Source organism: Cupriavidus sp. FW305-26 (assembly GCF_058787975.1).
In genome coordinates this window covers 13,528-37,166 of record NZ_JBYTAH010000052.1, presented here as the reverse complement: position 1 = coordinate 37,166, position 23,639 = coordinate 13,528, and the positions used below count along the sequence as shown (strand labels likewise).

The following is a 23,639-nucleotide window of genomic DNA, read 5'->3' as shown; positions in this document are numbered from 1 at the left end:
GGGTCGCGGATGCTTCCAGTGTAGGCGACGGCACGCCGGCCCGCTTCCGCGCGGCGTAACAGGCGCATGGATGGTTGACAGCCCCGCGCCTTCACGCTGCAATGCGCACATCCCGGTGATGCAGTGACCCGACAAGGAACAGCCATGACCACCGAACAGAAACGGCTTCTGCTGCGCGACACCATCGAGGCGGGCTTTCGCCAGGCCGCCTTTGTCAACGATGTCGGCATCACGCTGGCGGACTGCGGGCCCGGCTGGTGCGAATCCACGCTGGCCATTGCGCCGCGCCACCTGCAGCACGGCGGCATCGTCCATGCGGGCGTGCAGGCCACCATCGCGGACCACACCGCGGGCGCGGCGGCATCCACCATCCTGGAGGCAGGCCAGCACGTGGTCACCGCGGAGTTCAAGATCAACCTGCTCAGGGCCGTGCGCAGCGAACGGCTGCGCTGCCGTGCCGATGTGCTCAAGTCCGGCCGTTCGATCATCGTGGTGGAGGCGGATGTCTTCGCCGACGTCCACGGTGAATCGGTGCTGGTCAGCCGCCTGAACGCCACCATGAGCGTGCTGGACCTGGCCTGAGCCCTCTCCCACCGTTGAAAGGAAGCGACCCATGATCGACCACACCGGCGTAAGCGTCAGTGACTACGGCAAGAGCCGCGCCTTCTACCAGGCGGCGCTGGGCGCCATCGGCTATGTGCTGGACAAGGAATTCCCGGCCAGCGTCACCGGCAGCACCGATGTCGCAGGCTTCGGCCCACCGGGGCAACCCGACTTCTGGATCCACCGCGGCACGCCCAACCAGCCGCCGCTGCATGTGGCCTTCCGCGTGGACAGCCGCGAGACCGTCGATGCCTTCCATCGCGCGGCGCTGGCCGCGGGCGGGCGCGACAACGGCGCGCCGGGCATCCGCGCGCACTACCACCCCAACTACTACGGCGCCTTCGTGCTGGATCCGGACGGGCACAACATCGAAGCGGTGTGCCACAAGCCGGCGTAGGGCTGGCCTCAGCGCGTCGCGACGATAAACAGGCGCGGGAACGGCAGCAGCACCGACCCGTCCGGCAGCGCCGGGTACGCCTTGGCAATCTCGGTCTGGTAGCGCGCCAGGTAGGCGGCGCGCTCGGCCTCGTCCAGCGGTTGCAGGAAGGGGCGCAGGCCGCTGCCCTTGAACCACTCCACCACCGCGGCCGGGCCGCCCGCCAGCGGATGGTGGTACGTGGTCAGCCATACGTCCACGCGCTGGCACAGCGGGCGCAACAGCTCGTAGTACCACTGCGCCGGGGCACGCTCGGCGCGGGCCTTGCTGGCGCCGGCGAGCTTTTCTGCCCACGGGCTTTCCGCCGCCACCTGGCGCATCAGCCGGTGCGCGGGTTCTTCCAGGTTGTCCGGCATCTGCACGGCCAGCGTGCCGCCGGGAGCGAGCCTGGATACCAGTGCCGGGAACAGGCTGGCGTGGTCAGGCAGCCACTGCAGCACGGCATTGGCCAGGATCACGTCATAGGGCCCGGCCTCGTCCCAGGCGCCGATGTCGGCCACGCGGAACTGCACCGCGGGCAGGCGCTTGCGCGCCGCATCGACCATGTCCTGCGAGCTGTCCAGCCCGGTCACCGACGCCCCCGCATAGCGCGCCAGCAGCACCTCGGTGGAGTTGCCCGGCCCGCAGCCGATATCCACCGCGCTGCGCGCGATCTCATTGGGGATGGCAGCCACCAGGTCGCGGACCGGGCGGGTGCGTTCGTCTTCGAAGGCGACGTATTGGTGGGCGGACCAGCTCATGGGGGATCTCCTGACTTTTAGAGCAGGCCAGTAGGATACGCCTGCCGCAGCGGTTCGCTGGCCCTGTCAGCCAGCCCTTACCCCAGCTTCTTCTTCAGCAGCTCATTCACCTGCGCCGGATTGGCCTTGCCCTTGGTCGCCTTCATCGCCTGCCCGACCAGCGCATTGAACGCCTTCTCCTTGCCCGCGCGGAATTCCTCGACCGACCTGGCGTTGGCGGCCAGCACGTCGTCGATGATCTTCTCCAGCTCGCCGGTGTCGGACATCTGCTTCAGGCCCTTGGCCGCGATGATGGCGTCGGCATCGCCGCCGTGCTCGCCGGCCCACATCGCCGGGAACACGTCCTTCTTGGCGGTGTTGTTCGATACCGTGCCGTCGGCGATGCGCGCGAGCAGCCTGGCCAGTTGCGCCGGCGTGACCGGTGCGGCGTCGATGGCGATGCCTTCGCGGTTCAGCTGCGAGGCCACATCGCCCATCAGCCAGTTGGCCGCGGGCTTGGCGTTGGCGGCGCCGGCGTCGGCCACCACGGCCTCGTAGTAGGCGGCGAAGGCCTTGGTCGCGGTCAGCGTGGTGGCGTCATAGGCCGACAGGCCGTACTGCGAGACAAAGCGCGCCTGCATCGCCACCGGCAGTTCCGGCAGCTCGCCGCGCACGCGCTCGACCCAGCTCGCGTCGATTTCCAGCGGCATCAGGTCGGGGTCTGGGAAGTAGCGGTAATCGTGCGCGTCTTCCTTGGTGCGCATGGCGCGCGTTTCGCCCGTTTCCGGGTCGAACAGCACGGTGGCCTGCTGGATCTTGCGGCCGTCCTCGATCTCGGCGATCTGCCACTGCACTTCGTACTCGATGGCCTGCTGCAGGAAGCGGAACGAATTCAGGTTCTTGATTTCGCGGCGGGTGCCGAATTCCTTCTGGCCGAGCGGGCGCACCGACACGTTGGCGTCGCAGCGGAAGCTGCCTTCCTGCATGTTGCCATCGCAGATGCCCAGCCACACCACCAGCGAGTGCAGCGCCTTGGCATAGGCCACGGCTTCGGCGGCGCTGCGCATGTCGGGCTCGGTGACGATTTCCAGCAGCGGGGTGCCGGCGCGGTTCAGGTCGATGCCGGTCATGCCGGCGAAGTCTTCGTGCAGGGACTTGCCCGCGTCTTCTTCCAGGTGGGCGCGGGTCAGGTTGACGGTCTTTTCGTAGAACTCGCCCTTCCTGCCTTCGACCTGGATGGTGATGGTGCCGCCCTGTACCACCGGGATCTCATACTGGCTGATCTGGTAGCCCTTGGGCAGGTCGGGGTAGAAGTAGTTCTTGCGCGCAAAGACGCTGCGCGGCGAAATGGTGGCGCCGATCGCCAGGCCGAACTGGATGGCGCGCTCGACCGCGCCCTTGTTGAGCACCGGCAGCACGCCCGGCAGCGCCAGGTCCACCGGCGAGGCCTGCGTGTTGGCCTCGGCCCCGAAGGCGGTGGAGGTGCCGGAAAAAATCTTGGAGGCCGTCGAAAGCTGAGCGTGCGTTTCGAGGCCGATCACCACTTCCCATTGCATGGCGGTATTCCTGTTCGGTTCTTTCGGTTCTGTCTGTTGCGGTGGAGCGGCGCAGCCGCCCCGGGGTTCAGTCTGGTCTTGCCCCGGCCCTCAGGGGTCGGGGCTGGCAAGCCATGAGTCGAGCTGGGCCAGCGCGGCCACGCGGGCCACCGCATCGCCGCCGACGGTGACGCCCTGGGTCTTGCGCATGCCCGCCGGTACGTCGCGGCGCATATGCAGCTCGCTGGTGCCGTCAAAGCCGTGATAGGCGCCGGGGTAGATCTCCAGCCGGAAGCGCGCGCCCGGCTGGCGCGCCAGCACCGCGCTTTGCAGCATGGCGCAGCGGGTGGCGGGCGTCCAGTCGTCGGCGCCGCCGATCATCAGCAGCATAGGCGCGCGCAGGCGGAAGTTGTGCTGCTGCACGGCGCGCCTGCAGCCCGGGTAGAACGCCACCGCGCGCTCCACCTGGGGCGTGCCGGCCGGCCACGGGCGGCTGGCATCGACGGTGGCCAGCACCGCCTGCGCGCCGTTGGACCAGCCCAGCAGCACGATACGCGCGGTGTCGACCGCCGGCTGCTGCGCCACCCAGCGAAGCGCGGCCAGCGCATCGGCGCGGCGCGTGCGGTCGTCGATGCCGCGCGCGTCGATGGGTTCGGAGCAGATGCCGTGGGGCCTGCCGCGCGCGCTGAAGCTGTCGGGCATCAGCACGGCATAGCCGCGCTCGTTCAGCCAGTGCGCGTATTCGCGGTAGCGTTGCTGCAGCAGTCCGGAAACGTCCGCCTGGGCGGTTCCGGCGGCACCCGCCGCGCTCGCGCGCGCGGGGCGCGCGGACAGCAGGCCGCCGCAGCCGTGCAACGCCACCACCACCGGCAGCGCGCGCGGGGTGGCGCCCTCGCGCGGCAGGAACCAGTAGGCGGTGAGCGCGGGCGTGGCCGCATCGCCGCGCAGCTGGACACGCTGCGCCGGCACGGGTGCCGTGGCCGCGGATCCTGGCGCGGCCCGGCTCACCGCATTCGGCGCCAGCACGCCGGCGGGCGTCAGCGGCGCCGGCTGCGCCAGCGCGGGCGCGGGCAGTTCCGGTGTATGCGCGGATGCGCCGGCCAGCCATGCGCCCAGCCCCAGTGCCACCGCGGCGCGCAGCACCGCCACCGCCGGACGGGCGGTGCGCGGTGAGCGTTGCGGAGTGGCGGGTGCGTGGGTCATGGCCGGCTTCGGTGGCTTCAGCGCGTGCGGGCGCAGGCGCCGCTGCCCGGCTCGAACATCACGGGCCAGGCTTCTTCGTAGACGCCGGGGGTGCAGCGCTGCTGGCAGTTGGCGTGCGCCAGCGTAACGCGGCGCGGGTCCTGCCAGACCATCAGCTTGCAGCCGCTGCCGTCATTGGCGCGCAGCTCGATATGCGGCTTCTTCTGGACCTGGCGGAAGTCCGCCAGGTTGAAGCTGCACGAGCCGCGCTTGCCTACCCACAGCTTCCACGACAGCTGCTGCACGCTGTTGTCCGACACGCGCAGCTGGGCGTCTTCGCGGAAGCCGTCTTCCTCGGTGCGGCGGCAGTCGCCGGCCAGGTCGATGTCGCGGCTGGCGATTGGAGCGGGCCGGCCCAGCCCGCCCGGCAGCGGGATGCAGCCGGCCACCGCCGCGGCGAGCGCGGCCGCGGCCATCAGGCGCAGGGTCAGCGAGGAGCGCGCGGCCATGTTCATGCCTTGCCCGGACGGCGCAGGTGCCAGTCGGTCGCCTGCTGGAACGCGTGCGCGGTCTGCAGCAGGCGCGCCTCGTCGAAGTAGTTGCCGATCAGCTGCAGGCCCACCGGCATGCCGGCGTCGCCAAAGCCGCACGGCACGCTCATGCCGGGCAGGCCGGCCAGGCTGGTCGACAGCGTGAAGATATCGGCCAGGTACATCTGCACCGGGTCCGAGGTCTTCTCGCCCAGTTTCCACGCCACCGTCGGCGCCACCGGCCCCATGATCACGTCGCACTGGGCGAAGGCACGCTGGAAGTCGTCGGCGATGATGCGGCGGATCTTCTGCGCCTGCAGGTAGTAGGCGTCGTAGTAGCCATGCGACAGCACATAGGTGCCGACCATGATGCGGCGCTTGACCTCGGCGCCGAAGCCTTCGGCACGGCTCTTCTTGTACATGTCGAGCAGGTCGCGGTATTCGGCCGCGCGGTGGCCGTAGCGCACGCCGTCAAAGCGCGACAGGTTGGACGAGGCCTCGGCCGGCGCGATCACGTAGTACACCGGGATCGACAGCTCGGTCTTTGGCAGCGTCACCTCGACCAGCGTGGCGCCCAGCTTTTCATACTCGGCCAGCGCGGCGCGCACGGCCTGCTCGACGTCGGCCGACAGGCCCTTGCCGAAGTATTCCTTCGGCAGGCCGATGCGCAGGCCGGCGAGCGGGCGCTCGGTAGTGGCGCCGGCGCGCGGCTGGCCCAGCAGGCGGGTGTAGTCCTCGTCCACGCCGCCCTGCGCGGGCGTGATGCTGGTGGAGTCCCTGGGGTCGAAGCCGGCCATGGCGTTGAGCAGCAGCGCGCAGTCTTCGGCGCTATGGGCCATCGGGCCGGCCTGGTCCAGCGACGAGGCGAAGGCGATCATGCCGTAGCGCGACACGCGGCCGTAGGTCGGCTTGATGCCGGTGATGCCCGAGAACGACGACGGCTGGCGGATCGAGCCGCCGGTGTCGGTGCCGGTGGCGGCGGGGGCCAGGCCGGCGGCCACGGCCGCGGCCGAGCCGCCCGACGAGCCGCCGGGCACGCGGCTGGTGTCCCAGGGGTTGCGCACCGGGCCGAAATGCGAGTTCTCGTTGGACGAGCCCATCGCGAACTCGTCCATATTGGTCTTGCCCAGCGTGACCATGCCGGCCGCGGCCATGCGTTCGACCACGGTGGCGTCGAACGGGCTTTCATAGTTGGCCAGCATCTTCGAGCCGGCGGTGGCACGCCAGCCGCGCGTGACGAACACGTCCTTGTGCGCGATCGGCACGCCGGTCAGCGGCGCGGCCTCGCCGCGGGCGCGGCGTTCATCGGCGGCGCGCGCCTGCGCCAGGGTCCGCTCGGCATCGACGTGGATAAACGCGTTGAGCGCGGCAGCCTGCTCGATGCGGGCCAGGTACTCGCGTGCGAGTTCCTCGGCGGAGACGGAGCGCGCGGCCAGCGCATCGGCTAGCTGGCGCAGGGAGGTCACGGAATCAGCGGAAAAGGGCATGACAGTCGGTTGGCATCAGGGGGTGGCGTACTGGCGGGTGGCCGGCGCCGGACAGGCATGCACGGGTGCGTCGGGTCCGGGCCGGGCGGCGGTCATTCGATGACCTTGGGCACCAGGTACAGGCCGTCTTCGGTGGCCGGCGCGGGGCGCTGGTAGTCGGCGCGGCGGTCGGATTCGGTGACCACGTCCTCGCGCAGGCGCTGGACCATGTCGCGCACGGCTGACAGCGGGTGGGCCAGCGGCTCGATACCGGTGGTGTCGACCGCCTGCATCTGCTCGACCAGCGAGAAAAAGTTGTTCAGCTGCGCAAGCGTCTGGGCGGCCTCGTCATCGCTGATTTCGATGCGGGCCAGGTGGGCGATGCGCTTGACGTCGGATAGAGCGAGGGCCATGGCGTGGTGGTTCGGATGCTCGGATGCGGGGGCGCGGGCTGCGCCGGCGGCTGGCTCATGGGGCGGCTGCGTCGCACGGCCCGTGGCCTGACCGGGGGCGCCGGAGTGGCGCCCCGGAGTCGTCGGAATTACAGGTATTTTCAGGCTGTAAACGCCCGAAGCAGCAGGAATTATAAGGTATCATTGCGAGTTACCGACCCTTGGCAACGCTTACGCCACATGGCCGCAAGCCGGCCGCTGGCCGGCGCGCTTGCGCCTGGCATCCACAGGCGCCCGAAGGGCGGACCTGGGTCCTCTGATTAGGCCTCTGCGGCCGGCCAGCGCATGTCGCAGTGATTCGATATGGTGCGCCGGTGCCTGCACATTTCCGCGAACTTTTCCGCGGGGTCTAATCAAAGGTTCCCGTAGGGCCGGCGCGCGCGGTGCGCCGGCGATTGCCGTTCCCATTCCATTCCATCCCGGCCCGGGCAGCCCCGTGCCGGACGGCGGGCGGACCGGGAAGCCGGGAACCATTCCGTATTCAACACAACGTATTTCGTGGCCGGGCCGTTCGCGGTGCCGGCCGCTTCGCCTACCCGCGAACACCACCACAGACAGGATTCCTGATGTTCGGATTTCTCCGCAGCTACTTCTCCAACGACCTGGCGATCGACCTCGGCACCGCCAACACGCTGATCTACATGCGCGACAAGGGCATCGTGCTGGACGAGCCCTCGGTCGTCGCGATCCGCCAGGAAGGCGGCCCCAACGCCAAGAAGACCATCACGGCGGTGGGCAAGGAAGCCAAGCAGATGCTGGGCAAGGTGCCGGGCAATATCGAGGCGATCCGCCCGATGAAGGACGGCGTGATCGCCGACTTCACCGTCACCGAGCAGATGCTCAAGCAATTCATCAAGATGGTGCACGACAGCAAGCTGCTGCGCCCGAGCCCGCGCATCATCATCTGCGTGCCGTGCGGCTCGACCCAGGTCGAGCGCCGCGCCATCCGCGAATCGGCGCTGGGCGCCGGTGCCAGCCAGGTCTACCTGATCGAGGAGCCGATGTCGGCTGCGATCGGCGCCGGCCTGCCGGTGTCCGAGCCGTCGGGCTCGATGGTGGTGGATATCGGCGGCGGCACCACTGAGGTGGGCATCATCTCGCTGGGTGGCATGGTCTACAAGGGTTCGGTGCGCGTGGGCGGCGACAAGTTCGACGAGGCCATCGTCAACTACATCCGCCGCAACTACGGCATGCTGATCGGCGAACAGACCGCCGAAGCGATCAAGAAGGAAATCGGCTCGGCCTTCCCGGGCTCCGAAGTCCGCGAGATGGAAGTCAAGGGCCGCAATCTGTCCGAAGGCATCCCGCGCGCCTTCACCGTGTCGTCCAATGAAATCCTCGAAGCCCTTACCGATCCGCTGAACCAGATCGTTTCGGCGGTGAAGATCGCGCTGGAACAGACCCCGCCCGAACTGGGCGCCGACATCGCCGAGCGCGGCATGATGCTGACCGGCGGCGGCGCGCTGCTGCGCGACCTGGACCGCCTGCTGGCGGAAGAAACCGGCCTGCCGGTGCTGGTGGCCGAAGACCCGCTGACCTGCGTGGTGCGCGGTTCCGGCATGGCGCTGGAACGCATGGACAAGCTCGGCAGCATCTTCTCCTACGAGTAAGAAGGACGCTCACGTGGCGATGCGCGGCCTGCCGGATCCAGCGATCAGGGCGGCGTCGCGGCGCCTCATCCGCCGGGGCCGGGCCCTGGCAGTTCCCGCCGCCCGGCCGTGCCGCTCCCGTCCCCGCAAGGGACCCGGGCGCGGCACGGCGGGCGGCGGGGCGTTTCCGCGTGGGCTTTGGCCTTTGTTCGGGTAAATGGATTACTCCCCTCCGCCGCTCTTCAAGCAAGGCACCTCGGCTGTCGCCAGGCTGGTCCTGTACGTGGGTATCGCGCTGGCGCTGCTGGTGGTCGATGCCCGTTTCGACGCGCTCAGCGTGGGCCGGCAGGTTGCCGCCACCGTGCTGATGCCGGTCGAACGCCTGGTGCTGACGCCGCGCGACGCACTGCGCACGATGTTCGACTATGCGCAGTCGTCGGCGATGCTCGCCACCGAAAACCGCGAACTGCGCCAGAACGCCGTGCAGCAGGCCCAGGCCTCGGTGCGCCAGGCGCAGCTGGAGTCCGAGAACAACCAGCTGCGCAAGCTGCTCGGGCTGGCGCAGCAGTCGGCCACGCCGGTGACGGCCGCCGAGATCCTGTATGACGCGCGCGATCCCTACACCCAGCGTATCGTGATCGACAAGGGCAGCCAGCACGGCCTGCGCGCCGGCTACCCGGTGATCGACGAGCGCGGCGTGGTGGGGCAGGTCACGCGCGTGTCGCCGTTCCAGTCCGAGGTGACGCTGCTCACCGACAAGGACCAGGCCATCCCCGTGCAGGTGGTGCGCAACGGGCTGCGCAGCGTGGCCTTCGGCGGCGCGCGCGCGGGCCAGCTGGACCTGCGCTTCATGGCCGCCGCCGCCGACCTGCAGCAGGGCGACCTGCTGGTGACCTCGGGCCTGGACGGCACCTACCCGCCGGGCCTGCCGGTGGCAAAGATCGTCCATATCGAGCGCAAGGCCGATACCGCGTTTTCGCGCGTGTACTGCGAGCCGGTGGCCGGCGTGCGCGCGCACCGCCTGCTGCTGGTGGTGCGCTACGACGCGGCCATTCCCGCGCGGGAAACGGTCGAGGCCAAGCCGGAGGCGCCGGTCAAGGGCGCCAAGTCCGCTGCGGCACGCGCTGCCGCCGATAGCGCAGCGGCTGCCAAGGCCGCACCCGCCAAGGAGGCACCACGGTGACCAATCCCCAATACCTGCTGCGGCCGGTCAATCCCGCCTTTATCGCCTTCAGCTTCGTGCTGGCGTTCCTGTTCAACCTGATGCCCTGGGGCACCACGCTGTGGGTCCCCGACATGGTGGCGCTGGTGCTGGTGTTCTGGAACATCCACCAGCCGCGCAAGGTGGGCATGGGCGTGGCCTTCCTGCTGGGCCTGCTGATGGACGTGCACGATGCCCGGCTGCTGGGCGAGCACGCACTGGCCTACACTCTGCTGGCCTACTTCGCCATCACCATCCACCGCCGCGTGCTGTGGTTCACCGTCTATACCCAGGCGCTGCACGTGCTGCCGCTGCTGTTCGTCGTGCACGCGGTGCCGGTGCTGATCCGGCTGGCCATGGGCGCGCCGCTGCCGGGCTGGCAACTGCTGCTGGCACCGGCGATCGAGGCGCTGCTGTGGCCGCTGGCCACCAGCCTGCTGCTGGCGCCGCAGCGCCGTTCGAGCGATGTCGACGAGACGCGTCCGATCTGACGCCGCACGCACCTGACCGCACCTAAACGCTCATCCCTGGCCAACGCAGTACCATGACCGAAATCCGCAACGTCGAACTGGAAATCGGCCGCTTCCGCATCCGCGTGGCGGCCGCGGCCCTGTTCACGGTGATCTGCTTTGGCCTGCTGTTCACGCGCTTCCTGTGGCTGCAGTGGTACAAGCATGACCAGTACTCGGCCAAGGCCGAGGACAATCGCATCTCGGTGGCGCCGATCGAGCCCAACCGCGGCATCATCATGGACCGCAACGGGATCGTGCTGGCGCGCAATTATTCCGCGTACACGCTGGAGATCACGCCGTCCAAGCTGGGCGATACGCTGGACAACACCATCGAAGGCCTGTCGGCGCTGGTGGATATCCAGCCGCGCGACCGGCGCCGCTTCAAGCGGCTGATGGAAGAGTCGCGCAGCTTTGAAAGCCTGCCGATCCGCAGCCAGCTGAGCGACGAGGAAGTGGCGCGCTTCTCCGCGCAGCGCTTCCGCTTCCCGGGCGTGGATGTGCGCGCGCGGCTGTTCCGGCAGTACCCGCTGGGCGAGTCGGCTTCGCACGTGATCGGCTACCTGGGCCGCATCTCGCAGCGCGACCAGGAACGCATCGAGGCCATGGACGAGGCCAACGATGCCGACGGCGCCAAATACGATCCGCGCAAGGACGCCGACAACTACAAGGGCACCAACTACATCGGCAAGATCGGCCTGGAGCAGAGCTACGAGAGCGAGCTGCACGGCCTGACCGGCTTCGAGGAAGTGGAAGTGAGCGCGGGCGGGCGCCCCATCCGCACGCTTTCGACCTCACCCGCCACGCCTGGCAACAACCTGATCCTGTCGCTGGACATCCGCCTGCAGCAGCTGGCCGAGGCACTCTACGGCAACCGCCGCGGCGCACTGGTGGCGATCGAGCCGTCCACCGGCGACATCCTGGCCTTTGTCTCCAAGCCGACCTACGACCCCAACCTGTTCGTCGAGGGCATCGACACCAATACCTGGAACGAGCTCAACAACTCGCCCGACAAGCCACTGCTGAACCGCCCGCTGCGCGGCACCTACCCGCCGGGCTCGACCTACAAGCCGTTCATGGCGCTGGCCGCGCTGACCACCGGCAAGCGCACCGCGGCCTGGGGCATGTCCGACCCCGGCTTCTTCACGCTGGGCAACCATACCTTCCGCGACGACAAGCCGGGCGGCCATGGCTGGGTCGACATGCACAGCTCGATCGTGCATTCGTGCGACACCTACTACTACGCGCTGGCGCGTGACATGGGCGTCAACGGCATCCATGACTTCATGAAGCCGCTGGGCTTCGGCCAGATCACGGGCATCGACATCGAGGGCGAAAGCCGCGGCATCCTGCCGTCGACCGAGTGGAAGCGCAAGGCGTACCGCAAGCCCGAGCAGCAGAAGTGGTACGACGGCGAGACCATCTCGCTGGGCATCGGCCAGGGCTACAACAGCTTCACCATCCTGCAGCTGGCGCAGGCCACCTCGGTCATCGTCAACGACGGCAAGGTGATGAAGCCCCACCTGGTCAAGGCCGTGGAGGATGCGGTCACGCGCAAGCGCACGCTGACCGTGCCCAAGGAAAGCTACACGATCCCGCTCAAGCAGGCCGACATCAACGTGATCAAGCGCGCCATGGTGGCGGTGACGCATTCCGGCACGGCCGCGCGCGTGTTCGCCGGCGCCGCCTACGAATCGGCGGGCAAGACCGGCACGGCGCAGACCTACAGCCTGGCCAAGGGCGAGAAGTACAACCACCACGCGCTGGACGAGCGCAAGCGCGACCACTCGCTGTACACGGCCTTCGCGCCCGCGGACAACCCCAGGATCGCGATTGCGCTGATCGTCGAGAACGCCGGCTTCGGCGCCGCGGTGGCCGCGCCGATCGCGCGCAAGGTGATGGACTACTACCTGACCGGCAAATGGCCGGCGGAGCTGGAAGCCATCGCGCCGCCGGAAGCCGAGCGCATGGCGGGCCGCCCGCCGGTGGCAACGCCGAGCGTGTTCACCACCGGCCAGACCGCCAGCATTGCCAGCGCCACGGTGATGTCGAGCGGCAGCGCGCCGGCCAGCGGCGCGGCCGCCAGCGCGGTCGCCGCGGCGTCGGGCGCGCATGCCGGGGCGTCTGACGCGATCGCGGCGGCGCTGGACCCGGCCGCGATCGCACCGGCCTCGGTTGTGCAGACGCTGGATGAACGCATGCTGCAGGCGCTGGGCCACAGCAAGCCGAAGGTGCCGCCGCCGGCTTCCGCGCCGGTCGTGCCGGCCAAGGCGCCCGCGCCCAAACCACGCGTCAAGCCCGTGGCTGCCAAGGCAGCCAGCGGTGCCGACGCCACTCGCTGAAGGAGACGCGCATGGATCGACGCCGCGTCCTGTCCCTGATCAAGACCGCGCTGACCGGTTTTGACAAACCACTCTCGCTGATCGTCTTCCTGCTGTTCGCCACTGGCATCGTGGCGCTGTACTCGGCCGCCATCGACATGCCGGGCCGGGTTGAGGATCAGCTGCGCAATATCCTGCTGTCTTATGTGGTGATGATCGTGATCGCCTACCTGCCTACGCAGACGCTGATGCGGGTGGCGGTGCCGATCTACACGGTCGGAGTGGCGCTGCTGATCGCGGTGGCCATGTTCGGCCTGATCCGCAAGGGCGCGCGCCGCTGGCTCTATGTCGGCATGGTGATCCAGCCGTCCGAGATCATGAAGATCTCGATGCCGCTGATGCTGGCCTGGTATTTCCAGAAGCGCGAGGGCGTGATCAAGTGGTTCGACTTCGTGGTGGCGCTGGGGCTGCTGCTGATCCCGGTCGGCCTGATCGCCAAGCAGCCTGACCTGGGCACGGCACTGCTGGTGATGGCCGCGGGCGTGTACGTGATCTACTTCGCCGGCCTGTCGTGGCGGCTGATCCTGCCGCTGCTGGGGCTGCTGGTGGTGGCGATCACGCTGCTGATCACGTTCCAGAACGATATGTGCGCGCCGGGCGTGAACTGGCCGGTGCTGCACGACTACCAGCAGCACCGCGTCTGCACGCTGCTGGACCCGACCAGCGATCCGCTCGGCAAGGGCTTCCACACGATCCAGTCGATCATCGCCATCGGCTCCGGCGGGGTCGAGGGCAAGGGCTGGCTCAAGGGCACGCAGACGCACCTGGAATTCATCCCGGAAAAGCACACCGACTTTATCTTCGCGGTGTACTCGGAAGAGTTCGGCCTGATCGGCAATGCGGTGCTGCTGGTGCTGTACCTGCTGCTGATCTTCCGCGGCCTGTTTATCGCGGCCAATGCGCCGACGCTGTTCTCGCGGCTGCTGGCGGGATCGATCACGCTGATCTTCTTCACCTATGCCTTCGTCAACATGGGCATGGTCAGCGGCATCCTGCCGGTGGTGGGCGTGCCGCTGCCGCTGATGAGCTATGGCGGCACCGCACTGGTGACGCTGGGCGCGGGCATCGGCATTCTGATGAGCATTTCGCGGCAGAAGCGGCTGATCCAGACGTAGCGCAGCCTGCGTAAAAAGGGGGCCGCGGCTGTGCCGCCGGTCCCCTTTGCTAAACTGCCACCCACTTTACCTCTACCGGTCCACGCCCCATGAACGCCCAAGACGTTGCCGCCTACCTGCAGAGCCACCCCGAATTCTTCGAAGAACACGCCGAGCTGTTGGCCGCGGTGCAGCTGACCAGCCCGCACAGCCACCGCGCCGTGTCGCTGCAGGAACGCCAGATGGAAATCCTGCGCGAGAAGAACAAGGGCCTGGAGCTGCGCCTGGCGGACCTGGTCCGCCACGGCCATGACAACGACCGCACCCAGCAACGCATGCATGCCTGGCAGCTGCGCCTGCTGGCCGAAGCCGATTCGCACGCGCTGCCCTATGCAGTGCAGGACGGCCTGCAGCAGGTGTTCGATGTGCCGGCGGTGGCGCTCAGGCTGTGGGATGTCGCCGAGCAATACGTCCATATGGAAGTGGCGCAGGGCGCCAGCGAAGACCTGCGCATCTTTGCCGAAGGCCTGCGTGCGCCGTACTGCGGCAGCAACGGCGGCTTCGAGGCCGCGGGGCTGCTGGAGCGCGACGATATCACCTCGCTGGCGATGGTGACGCTGCGCGTGCCGGTGCGTGCCGGCGATGCCGAGGCCGGTGCCGACGTGCGCGGCGCAGCCTTTGGCCTGCTGGTGCTGGGCTCGCCCGATCCGCGCCGTTTCCACGAAGGCATGGGCACCGCCTACCTGTCGCAGATCGGCGAAGTCGCCGGCGCCGCGCTGCACCGGCTGCGCGACTGAGGCGCGGCGGCCCACGCCTGACGCCATGACTGCACGCCGGCCGCCCCGCAGCGTGGTTGCGGATATCGCTCCTGCCAGCGACGGCCCGCCGCCGGCACCCGAGCCGCTGGTCACACGCTACCTGGACTGGCTGCGCGGCAGCCGCAAGCTGGCCGAGCACACGCTGACCAGCTACAGCCGCGACCTGCGCGTGCTGCAGGGGCACGCGGCGCGTTATGCGCCCGGCGTGGCCCTGCTGGCACTGCAGACCCACCATATCCGCAACTTTGCCGCGCGGCTGCATGGCGCCGGGCTGGTCGGCACCAGCATCGCGCGCACCTTGTCGGCCTGGCGCGGTTTCTTCCAGTGGGCGGCGCGCCACGGCCATGGCGTCACGGTGAACCCGGTCGACGGCGTGCGCGCGCCGCGCTCTGGCCACGCACTGCCCAAGGCCTTGTCGGTCGAACATGCGGTGGCACTGGTCGCGCATCCTGCCGGCACGGATGCCCAGGCACTGCGCGACCAAGCGGTCCATGAGCTGTTCTATTCAAGCGGGCTGCGGCTGTCCGAGCTGGTGCAGCTGGACCTGCGCTATGCCGATGCCGACGGCTACCGCTCCAGCGGCTGGCTCGACCTGGCCGGAGCGGAAGTCACCGTGACCGGCAAGGGTTCGCGCCAGCGCTCGGTGCCGGTCGGCAGCAAGGCCATCGAGGCGCTGCGTGCCTGGCTGGCGGTGCGCGACACGCTGCTGCGCCCAGGCGCCTTGCCGGAAGATGCCCACGCCTTGTTCCTCGGCCCGCGCGGGCGGCGCCTGTCGATGCGCACGGTGCAGTTGCGGCTCAAGCAACAGGCGCTGCGCGCCGGCGTGCCGGCCGATGTGCATCCCCATATGCTGAGGCACTCATTTGCCACCCACGTGCTGCAGTCGTCGGGGGACCTGCGCGCGGTGCAGGAGATGCTGGGCCATGCCAGCATTTCGACCACGCAGGTCTATACCGCGCTCGATTTCCAGCATCTGGCGAAGGTCTACGACAAGGCCCATCCGCGGGCCGGCCGGGCGCGCGCCAGGCCGGCGGCGGACGCAGCCGCCGATCCTGCTGACTCCGGCGAAGCGTCGGAAGACTAGTTCACTCCCACTGCGCCAGCACCTCGCGGAAGCGCTCGATCTCGGGCAGCAGCCAGCCGCGGAACGCCTGCACCTTGGGCAGGTTCAATGAGCCCGGGGCGCATACGAAGTACAGCAGCCATGGACAGGGGATGCTGACATCGAACAGCCGCACCACGCGCCCGGCCAGCAGGTCGTTGTAGGCCAGCGAGGAGCGGATCAGCGCAATGCCCTGGCCTTCGGACGCGGCCTGCAGCAGCAGCGAGGAATCTTCCAGCAGCAGGCCCTTGCGCGGCTCGGGCCAGTCCAGCCCGGCGGCCTCGAACCACGGCTTCCACGGATCGCCCTCGCCGCGCAGCAGCGGCAGCCCCGCCATGTCCTGCGGCCGCTCGGGCAGGCGGCCGCCATTGAAGCCGGGGCTGCAGACCGGGAAGAAGACGTCGTCCAGCAGCCGTTCCACATACAGGCCGGGATAGTCGCCGCTGCCCATGCGCAGCGCGATATCGACTTCCTCGTGCGCAAAGTTGACCAGCGTGTTCGACGACAGCAGCTCGACATCCAGCTCCGGGTGGCGCTCGATAAAGCTGCCGATGCGCGGCGTCAGCCAGCGCGCGGCAAACGACGGCATGGTGCTGATGGTCAGGCGCTTGTCGCGGTTGCCGGCCTGCAGCGCGCGCGTGGCATCGGCGATCTGCAGCAGCGCGTCACGCACGCGCTCGGCATAGAGGCGCCCCGACGGCGTCAGCGCGACACGCTTGCCGTGGCGCTCGAACAGCGGCATGCCCAGTTCGTCTTCCAGCGCGCGGATCTGGTGGCTGACCGCGCCGTGCGTGACAAACAGCTCCGTGGCCGCGCGCGAAAAGCTCTCGTGCCGCGCCGCGGCCTCGAAGGCGCGCAGCGCGGTCAGCGCCGGCAGGCGCGGCAGCTCGCGGTGCCAGCCGCGCGGCAGGTCCTTTTCCCAGGCGCTCTTCCATGCCATGGTGGTCTCCAGGCGGTCGTGTGTATGTGAGTTTGTCTAACAAGAACAAAGAAAATATATCGTTTTGATAGTGGCCGGGCAATCACTAATATTCCATCACCGGCCCCCGCAGTAGTCATTTACTTCACGGCGATATTCAGAGGATTTAACTGGCCTGGTCCCCTTGCCGGGCCAGTTCCGGTACCCCGCCGCGAATTCGTACTGGGTTTGGCGTATCCCCGCCGAGGCCGGCTGAACGGAGAACCACCATGAAAACCGTGCTCACAACGACCGTGTTCACCCTGAATCCTGGCGAAGTCACCACGCTGTCGGTGCATGCTGCCCAGCGCCTGCATGTCGAAGAGGCCCGCGGCGCTGACGTATGGCTGACCCGCGAGAAAGATTCAGAGGACTACTGGCTGCGTTGTGGCGGCAGCCTGCTGCTGCGCTCGGGTGACGAGGTGGTGTTGAGCGTTGACCCGCGTGCGCTGCACCCGGTGCGCCTCGCCCTGATCGCGGAAGCCCGCCGCCCGGCGCTGGCGCTGGCTGATGTGCCGCACCTGGTATATCGCAGCCTGCGCCGTCTGGTTCGAGGCACGGAGTGGACGCCTAACCAGGACCAGGTCACTGCATCCTGAGGCGAAGGCCGGCGGGGCATCGTCCGCATCACACCGCAGCCGCGGGCATCTGCGCCTGGTCTGGTCGCGTGACGCATCGGACGATTCCCGCCGGTCCACGCCCTGAGCGGGCAGCACAAGTGACCGAGGCAGGGCCGGCGCAAGCCGGCCCTTTTCGTTACACTCTCGCCATGCATCCGATTCAAGTCATCGAACGCGGCCGCGAGGACTATCAGCCGTGTTTCGACGCGATGCGCGCCTTCACCGCCGCACGCACGCCCGAGACGCCCGACCAGGTCTGGCTGGTCGAGCATCCGCCGGTCTACACCCTGGGCCAGGCGGGCGACCCCGCGCACCTGCTCGCCCCGGACGACCAGATTCCCGTCGTGCAGATCGATCGTGGCGGGCAGATCACATATCACGGTCCCGGCCAGGTCGTGGCCTATTTGCTGCTCGATCTGCGCCGCCGCCGCCTGATGGTGCGCGAACTGGTGCACGGCATCGAGCAGGCGGTGCTGGACACGCTCGCGGCGTATAATCTCGCAGCCGAACGCAAGCCCGGCGCCCCCGGCATCTATTTGTCCGACGGGCCGCACCAGGGCGCCAAGATTGCCGCGCTCGGCCTCAAGATCCGCAACGGCTGCAGCTACCACGGCGTCAGCCTCAACGTGCAGATGGACCTGTCGCCGTTCCTGCGCATCAATCCCTGCGGCTATGCCGGGCTGGAAACAGTCGACATGGCCAGCGCAGGCGCCACCTTCGCGGCGGCGGATGCCAACGGCGCCCCCTTGCCCGTGACCGCGGCACAACAACCGGAAATCGCACTGCGCCTGGCGGCAGCATTGTGCGAGGTGCTGGCAGCGCACGAAGCCCGCGCGCTGGCTGCCGAAGGAACTGCCGCCCCGGCTGAAGCGAAGCAGCCGGGTGAGACGGCCCTGGCCTCCTAGTCAAAAGCGAAATGCACGCTGAGCGCGTGCGGAGAAATGTATGAGCGACGCCCTGATCGCCACTTCCAGCGAAGCCCCGCAGTCCCCCGCGGAGCAGTATGACCCGACCCGCAAGCAGAAGTCGGCCGACAAGACCGCACGCATCCCCATCAAGATCGTGCCGGCCGAAAAGCTCAAGAAGCCGGACTGGATCCGCGTCAAGGCCGCCACCGGCAGCTCACGCTTCTACGAGATCAAGGACATCTTGCGTGCCAACAACCTGGTGACGGTGTGCGAGGAAGCGAGCTGCCCCAACATCGGTGAATGCTTCGGCAAGGGCACCGCGACCTTCATGATCATGGGCGACAAGTGCACGCGCCGCTGCCCGTTCTGCGACGTCGGCCACGGCCGCCCCGATCCGCTGGATGTGAACGAGCCGGGCAACCTGGCCCGCACCATCGCCCAGCTCAAGCTGAACTACGTCGTGATCACCAGCGTCGACCGCGACGACCTGCGCGACGGCGGCGCCCAGCACTATGTCGACTGCATCTCGCAGACGCGCGAGTTGTCGCCCGCCACGCGCATCGAAGTGCTGGTGCCCGACTTCCGTGGCCGCCTGGACAAGGCGCTGGACATCCTGCAGGCTTGCCCGCCGGACGTGATGAATCACAACATGGAAACCGTGCCGCGGCTGTACAAGCAGGCGCGCCCGGGCGCGGACTATGAGCACTCGCTCAAGCTGCTGCAGGAATTCAAGCGCCGCAACCCCAACGTGCCGACCAAGTCCGGCCTGATGGTGGGCCTGGGCGAGACCGACGAGGAAATCCTCGAAGTCATGCGCGACATGCGCGCCCACGATATCGACATGCTGACCATCGGCCAGTACCTGGCGCCGTCGAACCACCACTTGCCGGTGCTGCGCTACGTGCATCCCGACACCTTCAAGATGTTCGAGGAAGAGGCTTACAAGATGGGCTTCACCCACGCTGCGGTGGGCGCGATGGTGCGCAGTTCGTACCATGCCGACCAGCAGGCGCATCAGGCTGGGTTTGCCTGAACGACAGCGCTGCACACTGATCGAGCAGAGACGGCCGGGATTTCCCGGCCGTTTTTCTTTGGTGCCCGGCCATGGTGCAGCCGGTCGCAGTGGCCCTTGCGCCCCTAGGGTCAATCCTGACTGTTTCTCCTCGTCTCATTTCGATATTATGAATTCATCGATAAATTATCGATGAAATACAAACACGTCACATTCCGGCTTGCCTGCCTAAACTGGTAGCAAGTGCGCTACCGGGAATCTCATGAACTGCACCGTCCACCGACTCGCCGAGCAGGCGCTGCTGTACAGCGTGGCTCCCCCCGCATCGCTGGAAGTCCAGCGCCGGATCTGGGCGATGGCTGCCCGGGCCGAGAACTGGCGCGGGGTGGTGGACGTGGTGCCGGGCATGAACAACCTGACCGTGATCTTCGACGGCAGCGCCGATGTGGACGCGCTGGAGCGCAACCTGAAGCTCGCCTGGGCCTCCGGCGAGGCACGCAATGCCACCGGCAAGCTGGTGGAGATCCCGGTGCGCTACGGCGGCGAGCATGGCCCGGACCTGGGCGATGTGGCGGCCCATACCGGGCTGACACCGCGGGAAGTGGTGCGCCGCCATGCCGCCGGCGAGTACGTCGTCTACTTCCTGGGCTTCCAGCCGGGATTTGCCTATATGGGCGGTCTGGCGCCGGAGCTGGCCACGCCGCGCCGGCGTGAGCCGCGGGTGGCGGTGCCGGCCGGGTCGGTCGGCATTGGCGGCGAGCAGACCGGGATCTATCCGGCGGTGCTGCCGGGCGGCTGGCAGCTGATCGGGCGCACCGATGCCGAGCTCTTCGTGGCGGACCGGGATCCGCCGTCCCTGTTTGCGCCCGGCGATACCGTGCGCTTTGTTGCCGAGGAAATCATCGCGTGATCGAAATCATTCGTCCCGGCGCGCTTGCCTCGGTGCAGGACCTGGGCCGTACCGGCTTTCGCCGTTTTGGCGTCGGCCGTTGCGGGGCCATGGACATGCTGGCGGTGGAGGTGGGCAACCGCCTGCTCGGCAATGCGCCGGGCTGTGCCGCCATTGAATTCACGCTGGGCCGCGCCGCGCTGCGCTTCCATGCCGATATGCGCGTGGCGCTGGCTGGTGCCGAATGCGGCGCCAACCTGGACGGCGTGCCGGTGTGGTCGTGGCATGCCTTTGACGTGCACAAGGGCGAGACGCTGACGCTGCCGTCGACGCGCGGCGGCACGCGCGTGTACCTGTGCGTGGCGGGCGGCATCGAGGTCGAGCCGGTGATGGGCTCGCGCAGCACCGACCTGAAGTCAGGCTTTGGCGGTCTGGGCGGGCGCGCGCTGCAGGAAGGCGACCGCCTGACGGCGGGGCGCCCGGGGCTGGCGGCCGAGACCGACTGGATCGGCGTGCAGGCGCCGGCGTGGGCGCTGCCTGCCAGCATCGCGGGCAAGGCCACGCCGGTCCGGATGCTGCCGGGGCCTGAATATGAAGACTTCGACGCGGCCTCGCGGGCCGCGCTGTGGCAGGCCGACTGGACCGTCACGCCCAACAGCAACCGCATGGGGCTGCGCCTGAACGGGCCCGCGCTGGCGCGGCGCGCCGAGCGCAGCGCCGACTTGCTGTCGCATGGCGTGGTGCCGGGCGTGATGCAGGTGCCGCCGGGCGGCCAGCCGATCGCGCTGATGGCCGATGCGCAGACCACTGGCGGCTACCCCAAGATCGGCGTGGTGATCGGTGCGGACCTGTGGCGGCTGGCGCAGGTGCCGCTGGGTGCGCCGGTGCGTTTCGTGCAGGTGACGCTGGCGCAGGCAGAGGCGGCGCAGGCCGAGCTGGAGCGCTACCTGCGCCAGATCGACCAGGCGCTGCGGTGGCAGGGCGATGGCATGCCCATCGCCGCGCGGCGGCGCGCAAGCACGCGCGTGGCGGCATAGGCGCGCACGCGCAACATCAATCGGGCGACGCAGTGCGCCGCACAGGAGAATGGCAATGCAGATCGATTTGAACGCTGACCTTGGCGAAGGCTGTGCCAACGACGAGGCGCTGCTGGCGCTGATCAGTTCGGCCAATATCGCATGCGGCTGGCACGCGGGCGACGCGGCCACCATGGTGCAGACGGTGAAGTGGGCGCTGGAGCGCGGCGTGGCGATCGGGGCGCACCCGAGCTACCCGGACCGCGAGAACTTCGGCCGCACCGAGATGCAGCGCGACCCGGAACACGTCTACGCCGACGTGCTGTACCAGATCGGAGCGCTCGACGCGATCGTGCGCGCGCAGGGCGGCGAGCTGCATCACGTCAAGCCGCATGGCGCGCTGTACAACCAGGCCGTGCGCGATCCGGCGCTGGCCCGCGCCATCGTGCGCGCGGTGCGCGACTTCGATGCCGACCTGGTGTTCTTCGGCCTGGCCGGCAGCCAGATGATCGATATCGCCAGGGAAGCCGGCCTGCGCGTCAAGCAGGAGGTCTTTGCCGACCGCGGCTACAACCCCGACGGCACGCTGGTCAAGCGCGGCTCGCCGGGCGCGCTGCATGAGGACGAGGAAGTCGCCCTGAACCAGACCCTGACCATGGTGCGCGAGAAACGCGTGCGCGCCATCGACGGCACCTGGGTACCGATTCAAGCCGAAACCGTGTGTCTGCACGGCGACGGCGCCCACGCGCTGGCCTTTGCGCGGCGCATCCGGGAACGGCTGGGCGCGGAAGGCATCGCGGTCCGCGCCGGCGACTGAGCACTCCGTCTCAACCGCCAGCATCCACTGCGGCCGGCGCTGTCGTGCGCTGACACGGCTGCCGTCCGCTCGCCTCCGTCACACTCGTTTGGTGTCTCTTATGGAACAGGCAGTCAATCTCTGGCCCCTTGTCGGGGTCGGCGTCATCATTGTCGGCTTCGTGCTGCGCTTCAATCCCATGCTGGTGGTGGTGCTCGCCGCGCTGGCCACGGGGCTGGCCGCGCCGATGCCGCTGATGCAGATCTTCTCGGCGATCGGCACCGCCTTCGTCAAGGCGCGCAACCTGCCGCTGATCATCCTGCTGCCGCTGGCCGTGATCGGCCTGCTGGAGCGGCACGGGCTGCGCGAACATGCGCAGGCATGGATCGCGCGCATTGCCTCGGCCACGGTTGGCCGCCTGCTGATCGTCTACCTGGGCGTGCGCGAGCTGACCGCCGCGATCGGCCTGACCAGCCTGGGCGGGCACCCGCAGATGGTGCGCCCGCTGCTGGCGCCGATGGCCGAGGGCGCGGCCGAGAACCGCTTCGGCCACCTGCCCGAGCCGGTGCGCCAGCGCGTGCTGGCGTTCTGCGCCGCCACCGACAATGTCGGCCTGTTCTTTGGCGAGGACATCTTCGTGGCCTTCGGCGCGATCGCGCTGATGCACACCTTCCTGCTGTCGTCGAACATCGACGTTGAGCCGCTGCATATTGCTGTGTGGGGCATCCCCACCGCGATCTGCGCCTTCCTGATCCACGCCGTGCGCCTGAAGCGCCTGGACCGCTGGCTCGAGCGCGAACTGGGCGGCAAGGCCGCCGCGGCCGCCGTACCTGCCAAGAGCGCAGAGTAAGGAGCCCGCCATGATCATTTCCATCGAATATCTCTACTGGCTCGCGGGCCTGGTGCTGGCGATCACCGCGCTGATGACCTTCGCCGACCGCGAGCATCCGCGCCGCCTCAGCACCGGCCTGTTCTGGCTGCTGTACGCGATCGTATTCCTGATCGGCGACCGGCTGCCGCCGGCCGCGGTCGGCATCGGCGCGGTGGTGATGGCGCTGATTGCGGGCTTCGGCGGCGTCGGCCACGGCAAGCACCACAGCCTGCCCGAGGAAGAACGCCGCGCCAGCGCGCGCCGCCTGGGCAACAGGCTGTTCATCCCGGCGCTGCTGATCCCGCTGGTGACCGTGATCGGCACCATGCTGTTCAAGGACGTCAAGATCGCCGGCGTGCCGCTGCTCGATCCCAAGAACGTGACCTTTGTCTCGCTGGGGATCGGCTGCCTGATCTCGCTGGCGGTGGTGTGCTGGCTCACGCGCGACACCGTGGCGCAGGGCCTGCGCGAGTCGCGCCGGCTGACCGAGTCGCTGGGCTGGGCGCTGGTGCTGCCGCAGATGCTGGCGATGCTGGGCCTGGTGTTCGCCGACGCGGGCGTGGGCAAGGCGGTGGCGCACCTGTCCACCGCCTATATCAACATGGACTACAAGCTGGTGGCGGTGGCGGTCTATTGCGTGGGCATGGCGCTGTTCACCGTGATCATGGGCAACGGCTTCGCGGCCTTCCCGGTGATGACCGGCGGCGTGGGCGTGCCGATCCTGGTCGGCATGTTCGGCGGCAATCCGGCGGTGATGGCGGCGATCGGCATGTTCTCGGGCTATTGCGGCACGCTGATGACGCCGATGGCGGCCAACTTCAATATCGTGCCGGCGGCACTGCTGGAACTCGACGACAAGAACGCCGTCATCCGCGCGCAGGTGCCGACCGCGCTGGCGATCCTGGTGGCCAATATCGCGCTGCTGTACTTCCTGATGTAACCGCGGAGCCTC

General features: G+C 68.5%; 24 protein-coding genes. 17 read left to right on the top strand and 7 right to left on the bottom strand.

Annotated elements, in window-relative coordinates:
• The first annotated feature begins 144 nt into the window (after window positions 1-144).
• Window positions 145-582, top strand: a complete 438-nt coding sequence (locus AC3WQZ_RS24810; protein ID WP_492301436.1) for a PaaI family thioesterase — start codon at window positions 145-147, stop codon at window positions 580-582.
• 31 nt (window positions 583-613) lie between these two features.
• Window positions 614-1,000 (top strand): VOC family protein, encoded by a 387-nt coding sequence (locus AC3WQZ_RS24805; RefSeq protein ID WP_010811473.1) that lies wholly within the window; start codon window positions 614-616, stop codon window positions 998-1,000.
• An 8-nt stretch (window positions 1,001-1,008) separates the two neighbouring features.
• On the opposite strand, the gene tam is transcribed toward AC3WQZ_RS24805, so the two are convergent.
• From tam to gatC, 6 genes are all read right to left on the bottom strand, one after another.
• Window positions 1,009-1,779 carry a trans-aconitate 2-methyltransferase gene (gene tam, locus AC3WQZ_RS24800; protein WP_058697473.1) on the bottom strand — a complete coding sequence of 257 codons (771 nt, stop codon included), beginning with the start codon at window positions 1,777-1,779 and terminating at the stop codon, window positions 1,009-1,011.
• Window positions 1,780-1,856: 77 nt separating this feature from the next.
• Window positions 1,857-3,314: an Asp-tRNA(Asn)/Glu-tRNA(Gln) amidotransferase subunit GatB gene (gene gatB / locus AC3WQZ_RS24795; protein ID WP_011614355.1), complete on the bottom strand. Its 1,458-nt coding sequence runs from the start codon at window positions 3,312-3,314 to the stop codon at window positions 1,857-1,859.
• A 90-nt stretch (window positions 3,315-3,404) separates the two neighbouring features.
• On the bottom strand, window positions 3,405-4,496 hold the full coding sequence (locus tag AC3WQZ_RS24790; protein WP_010811476.1) for a dienelactone hydrolase family protein: 1,092 nt from the start codon (window positions 4,494-4,496) through the stop codon (window positions 3,405-3,407).
• Between the two features lie 17 nt (window positions 4,497-4,513).
• On the bottom strand, window positions 4,514-4,990 hold the full coding sequence (locus AC3WQZ_RS24785; protein WP_492301434.1) for a hypothetical protein: 477 nt from the start codon (window positions 4,988-4,990) through the stop codon (window positions 4,514-4,516).
• A complete protein-coding gene (gatA, locus tag AC3WQZ_RS24780) occupies window positions 4,987-6,492 on the bottom strand; it encodes an Asp-tRNA(Asn)/Glu-tRNA(Gln) amidotransferase subunit GatA (protein WP_492301433.1) in 1,506 nt (501 codons plus the stop codon). The genes AC3WQZ_RS24785 and gatA overlap by 4 nt, the downstream gene beginning before the upstream one ends.
• Window positions 6,493-6,584: 92 nt before the next feature.
• On the bottom strand, window positions 6,585-6,884 hold the full coding sequence (gene gatC, locus AC3WQZ_RS24775) for an Asp-tRNA(Asn)/Glu-tRNA(Gln) amidotransferase subunit GatC (protein ID WP_010811479.1): 300 nt from the start codon (window positions 6,882-6,884) through the stop codon (window positions 6,585-6,587).
• A 605-nt stretch (window positions 6,885-7,489) separates the two neighbouring features.
• On the opposite strand from gatC, the gene AC3WQZ_RS24770 reads away from it, so the two are divergent.
• The 7 genes from AC3WQZ_RS24770 to AC3WQZ_RS24740 all read left to right on the top strand — a co-directional run bounded on the left by AC3WQZ_RS24770 (window position 7,490) and on the right by AC3WQZ_RS24740 (window position 15,599).
• Window positions 7,490-8,533, top strand: coding sequence for a rod shape-determining protein (locus tag AC3WQZ_RS24770; RefSeq protein WP_008648066.1), 1,044 nt, complete (start codon window positions 7,490-7,492; stop codon window positions 8,531-8,533).
• Between the two features lie 196 nt (window positions 8,534-8,729).
• Window positions 8,730-9,695 (top strand): rod shape-determining protein MreC, encoded by a 966-nt coding sequence (gene mreC / locus AC3WQZ_RS24765; protein WP_010811480.1) that lies wholly within the window; start codon window positions 8,730-8,732, stop codon window positions 9,693-9,695.
• Window positions 9,692-10,204 carry a rod shape-determining protein MreD gene (gene mreD / locus AC3WQZ_RS24760; RefSeq protein WP_010811481.1) on the top strand — a complete coding sequence of 171 codons (513 nt, stop codon included), beginning with the start codon at window positions 9,692-9,694 and terminating at the stop codon, window positions 10,202-10,204. The genes mreC and mreD overlap by 4 nt, the downstream gene beginning before the upstream one ends.
• A gap of 53 nt (window positions 10,205-10,257) precedes the next feature.
• Window positions 10,258-12,564: a penicillin-binding protein 2 gene (gene mrdA / locus AC3WQZ_RS24755; RefSeq protein WP_492301431.1), complete on the top strand. Its 2,307-nt coding sequence runs from the start codon at window positions 10,258-10,260 to the stop codon at window positions 12,562-12,564.
• Window positions 12,565-12,575: 11 nt separating this feature from the next.
• Window positions 12,576-13,718, top strand: coding sequence for a rod shape-determining protein RodA (gene rodA, locus AC3WQZ_RS24750; protein WP_010811483.1), 1,143 nt, complete (start codon window positions 12,576-12,578; stop codon window positions 13,716-13,718).
• 89 nt (window positions 13,719-13,807) lie between these two features.
• The gene (locus tag AC3WQZ_RS24745) at window positions 13,808-14,494 is read left to right on the top strand and encodes a DUF484 family protein (protein WP_010811484.1); all 687 of its coding nucleotides are present in this window, start codon (window positions 13,808-13,810) and stop codon (window positions 14,492-14,494) included.
• Window positions 14,495-14,519: 25 nt separating this feature from the next.
• A complete protein-coding gene (locus AC3WQZ_RS24740; RefSeq protein WP_010811485.1) occupies window positions 14,520-15,599 on the top strand; it encodes a tyrosine recombinase XerC in 1,080 nt (359 codons plus the stop codon).
• A gap of 1 nt (window position 15,600) precedes the next feature.
• Here AC3WQZ_RS24740 and AC3WQZ_RS24735 read toward each other — a convergent pair whose 3' ends face one another.
• Window positions 15,601-16,557 carry a transcriptional regulator GcvA gene (locus AC3WQZ_RS24735; protein ID WP_010811486.1) on the bottom strand — a complete coding sequence of 319 codons (957 nt, stop codon included), beginning with the start codon at window positions 16,555-16,557 and terminating at the stop codon, window positions 15,601-15,603.
• Between the two features lie 248 nt (window positions 16,558-16,805).
• On the opposite strand from AC3WQZ_RS24735, the gene AC3WQZ_RS24730 reads away from it, so the two are divergent.
• From AC3WQZ_RS24730 to AC3WQZ_RS24695, 8 genes are all read left to right on the top strand, one after another.
• The gene (locus AC3WQZ_RS24730) at window positions 16,806-17,174 is read left to right on the top strand and encodes a DUF2917 domain-containing protein (protein ID WP_010811487.1); all 369 of its coding nucleotides are present in this window, start codon (window positions 16,806-16,808) and stop codon (window positions 17,172-17,174) included.
• Between the two features lie 170 nt (window positions 17,175-17,344).
• Window positions 17,345-18,100: a lipoyl(octanoyl) transferase LipB gene (gene lipB, locus AC3WQZ_RS24725; protein ID WP_010811488.1), complete on the top strand. Its 756-nt coding sequence runs from the start codon at window positions 17,345-17,347 to the stop codon at window positions 18,098-18,100.
• 40 nt (window positions 18,101-18,140) lie between these two features.
• Complete coding sequence (lipA, locus tag AC3WQZ_RS24720) at window positions 18,141-19,136, top strand: lipoyl synthase (protein WP_010811489.1); 996 nt, start codon at window positions 18,141-18,143, stop codon at window positions 19,134-19,136.
• Between the two features lie 241 nt (window positions 19,137-19,377).
• Complete coding sequence (gene pxpB / locus AC3WQZ_RS24715) at window positions 19,378-20,025, top strand: 5-oxoprolinase subunit PxpB (RefSeq protein ID WP_058697476.1); 648 nt, start codon at window positions 19,378-19,380, stop codon at window positions 20,023-20,025.
• Window positions 20,022-21,041, top strand: a complete 1,020-nt coding sequence (locus AC3WQZ_RS24710) for a 5-oxoprolinase subunit C family protein (protein ID WP_011614361.1) — start codon at window positions 20,022-20,024, stop codon at window positions 21,039-21,041. Before pxpB ends, AC3WQZ_RS24710 begins: the two co-directional genes overlap by 4 nt.
• Window positions 21,042-21,096: 55 nt before the next feature.
• The gene (gene pxpA, locus AC3WQZ_RS24705; protein WP_011614362.1) at window positions 21,097-21,837 is read left to right on the top strand and encodes a 5-oxoprolinase subunit PxpA; all 741 of its coding nucleotides are present in this window, start codon (window positions 21,097-21,099) and stop codon (window positions 21,835-21,837) included.
• A gap of 100 nt (window positions 21,838-21,937) precedes the next feature.
• On the top strand, window positions 21,938-22,666 hold the full coding sequence (locus tag AC3WQZ_RS24700; protein ID WP_010811493.1) for a DUF969 domain-containing protein: 729 nt from the start codon (window positions 21,938-21,940) through the stop codon (window positions 22,664-22,666).
• 10 nt (window positions 22,667-22,676) lie between these two features.
• Window positions 22,677-23,627, top strand: a complete 951-nt coding sequence (locus AC3WQZ_RS24695) for a DUF979 domain-containing protein (RefSeq protein ID WP_010811494.1) — start codon at window positions 22,677-22,679, stop codon at window positions 23,625-23,627.
• Window positions 23,628-23,639: the final 12 nt, after the last annotated feature.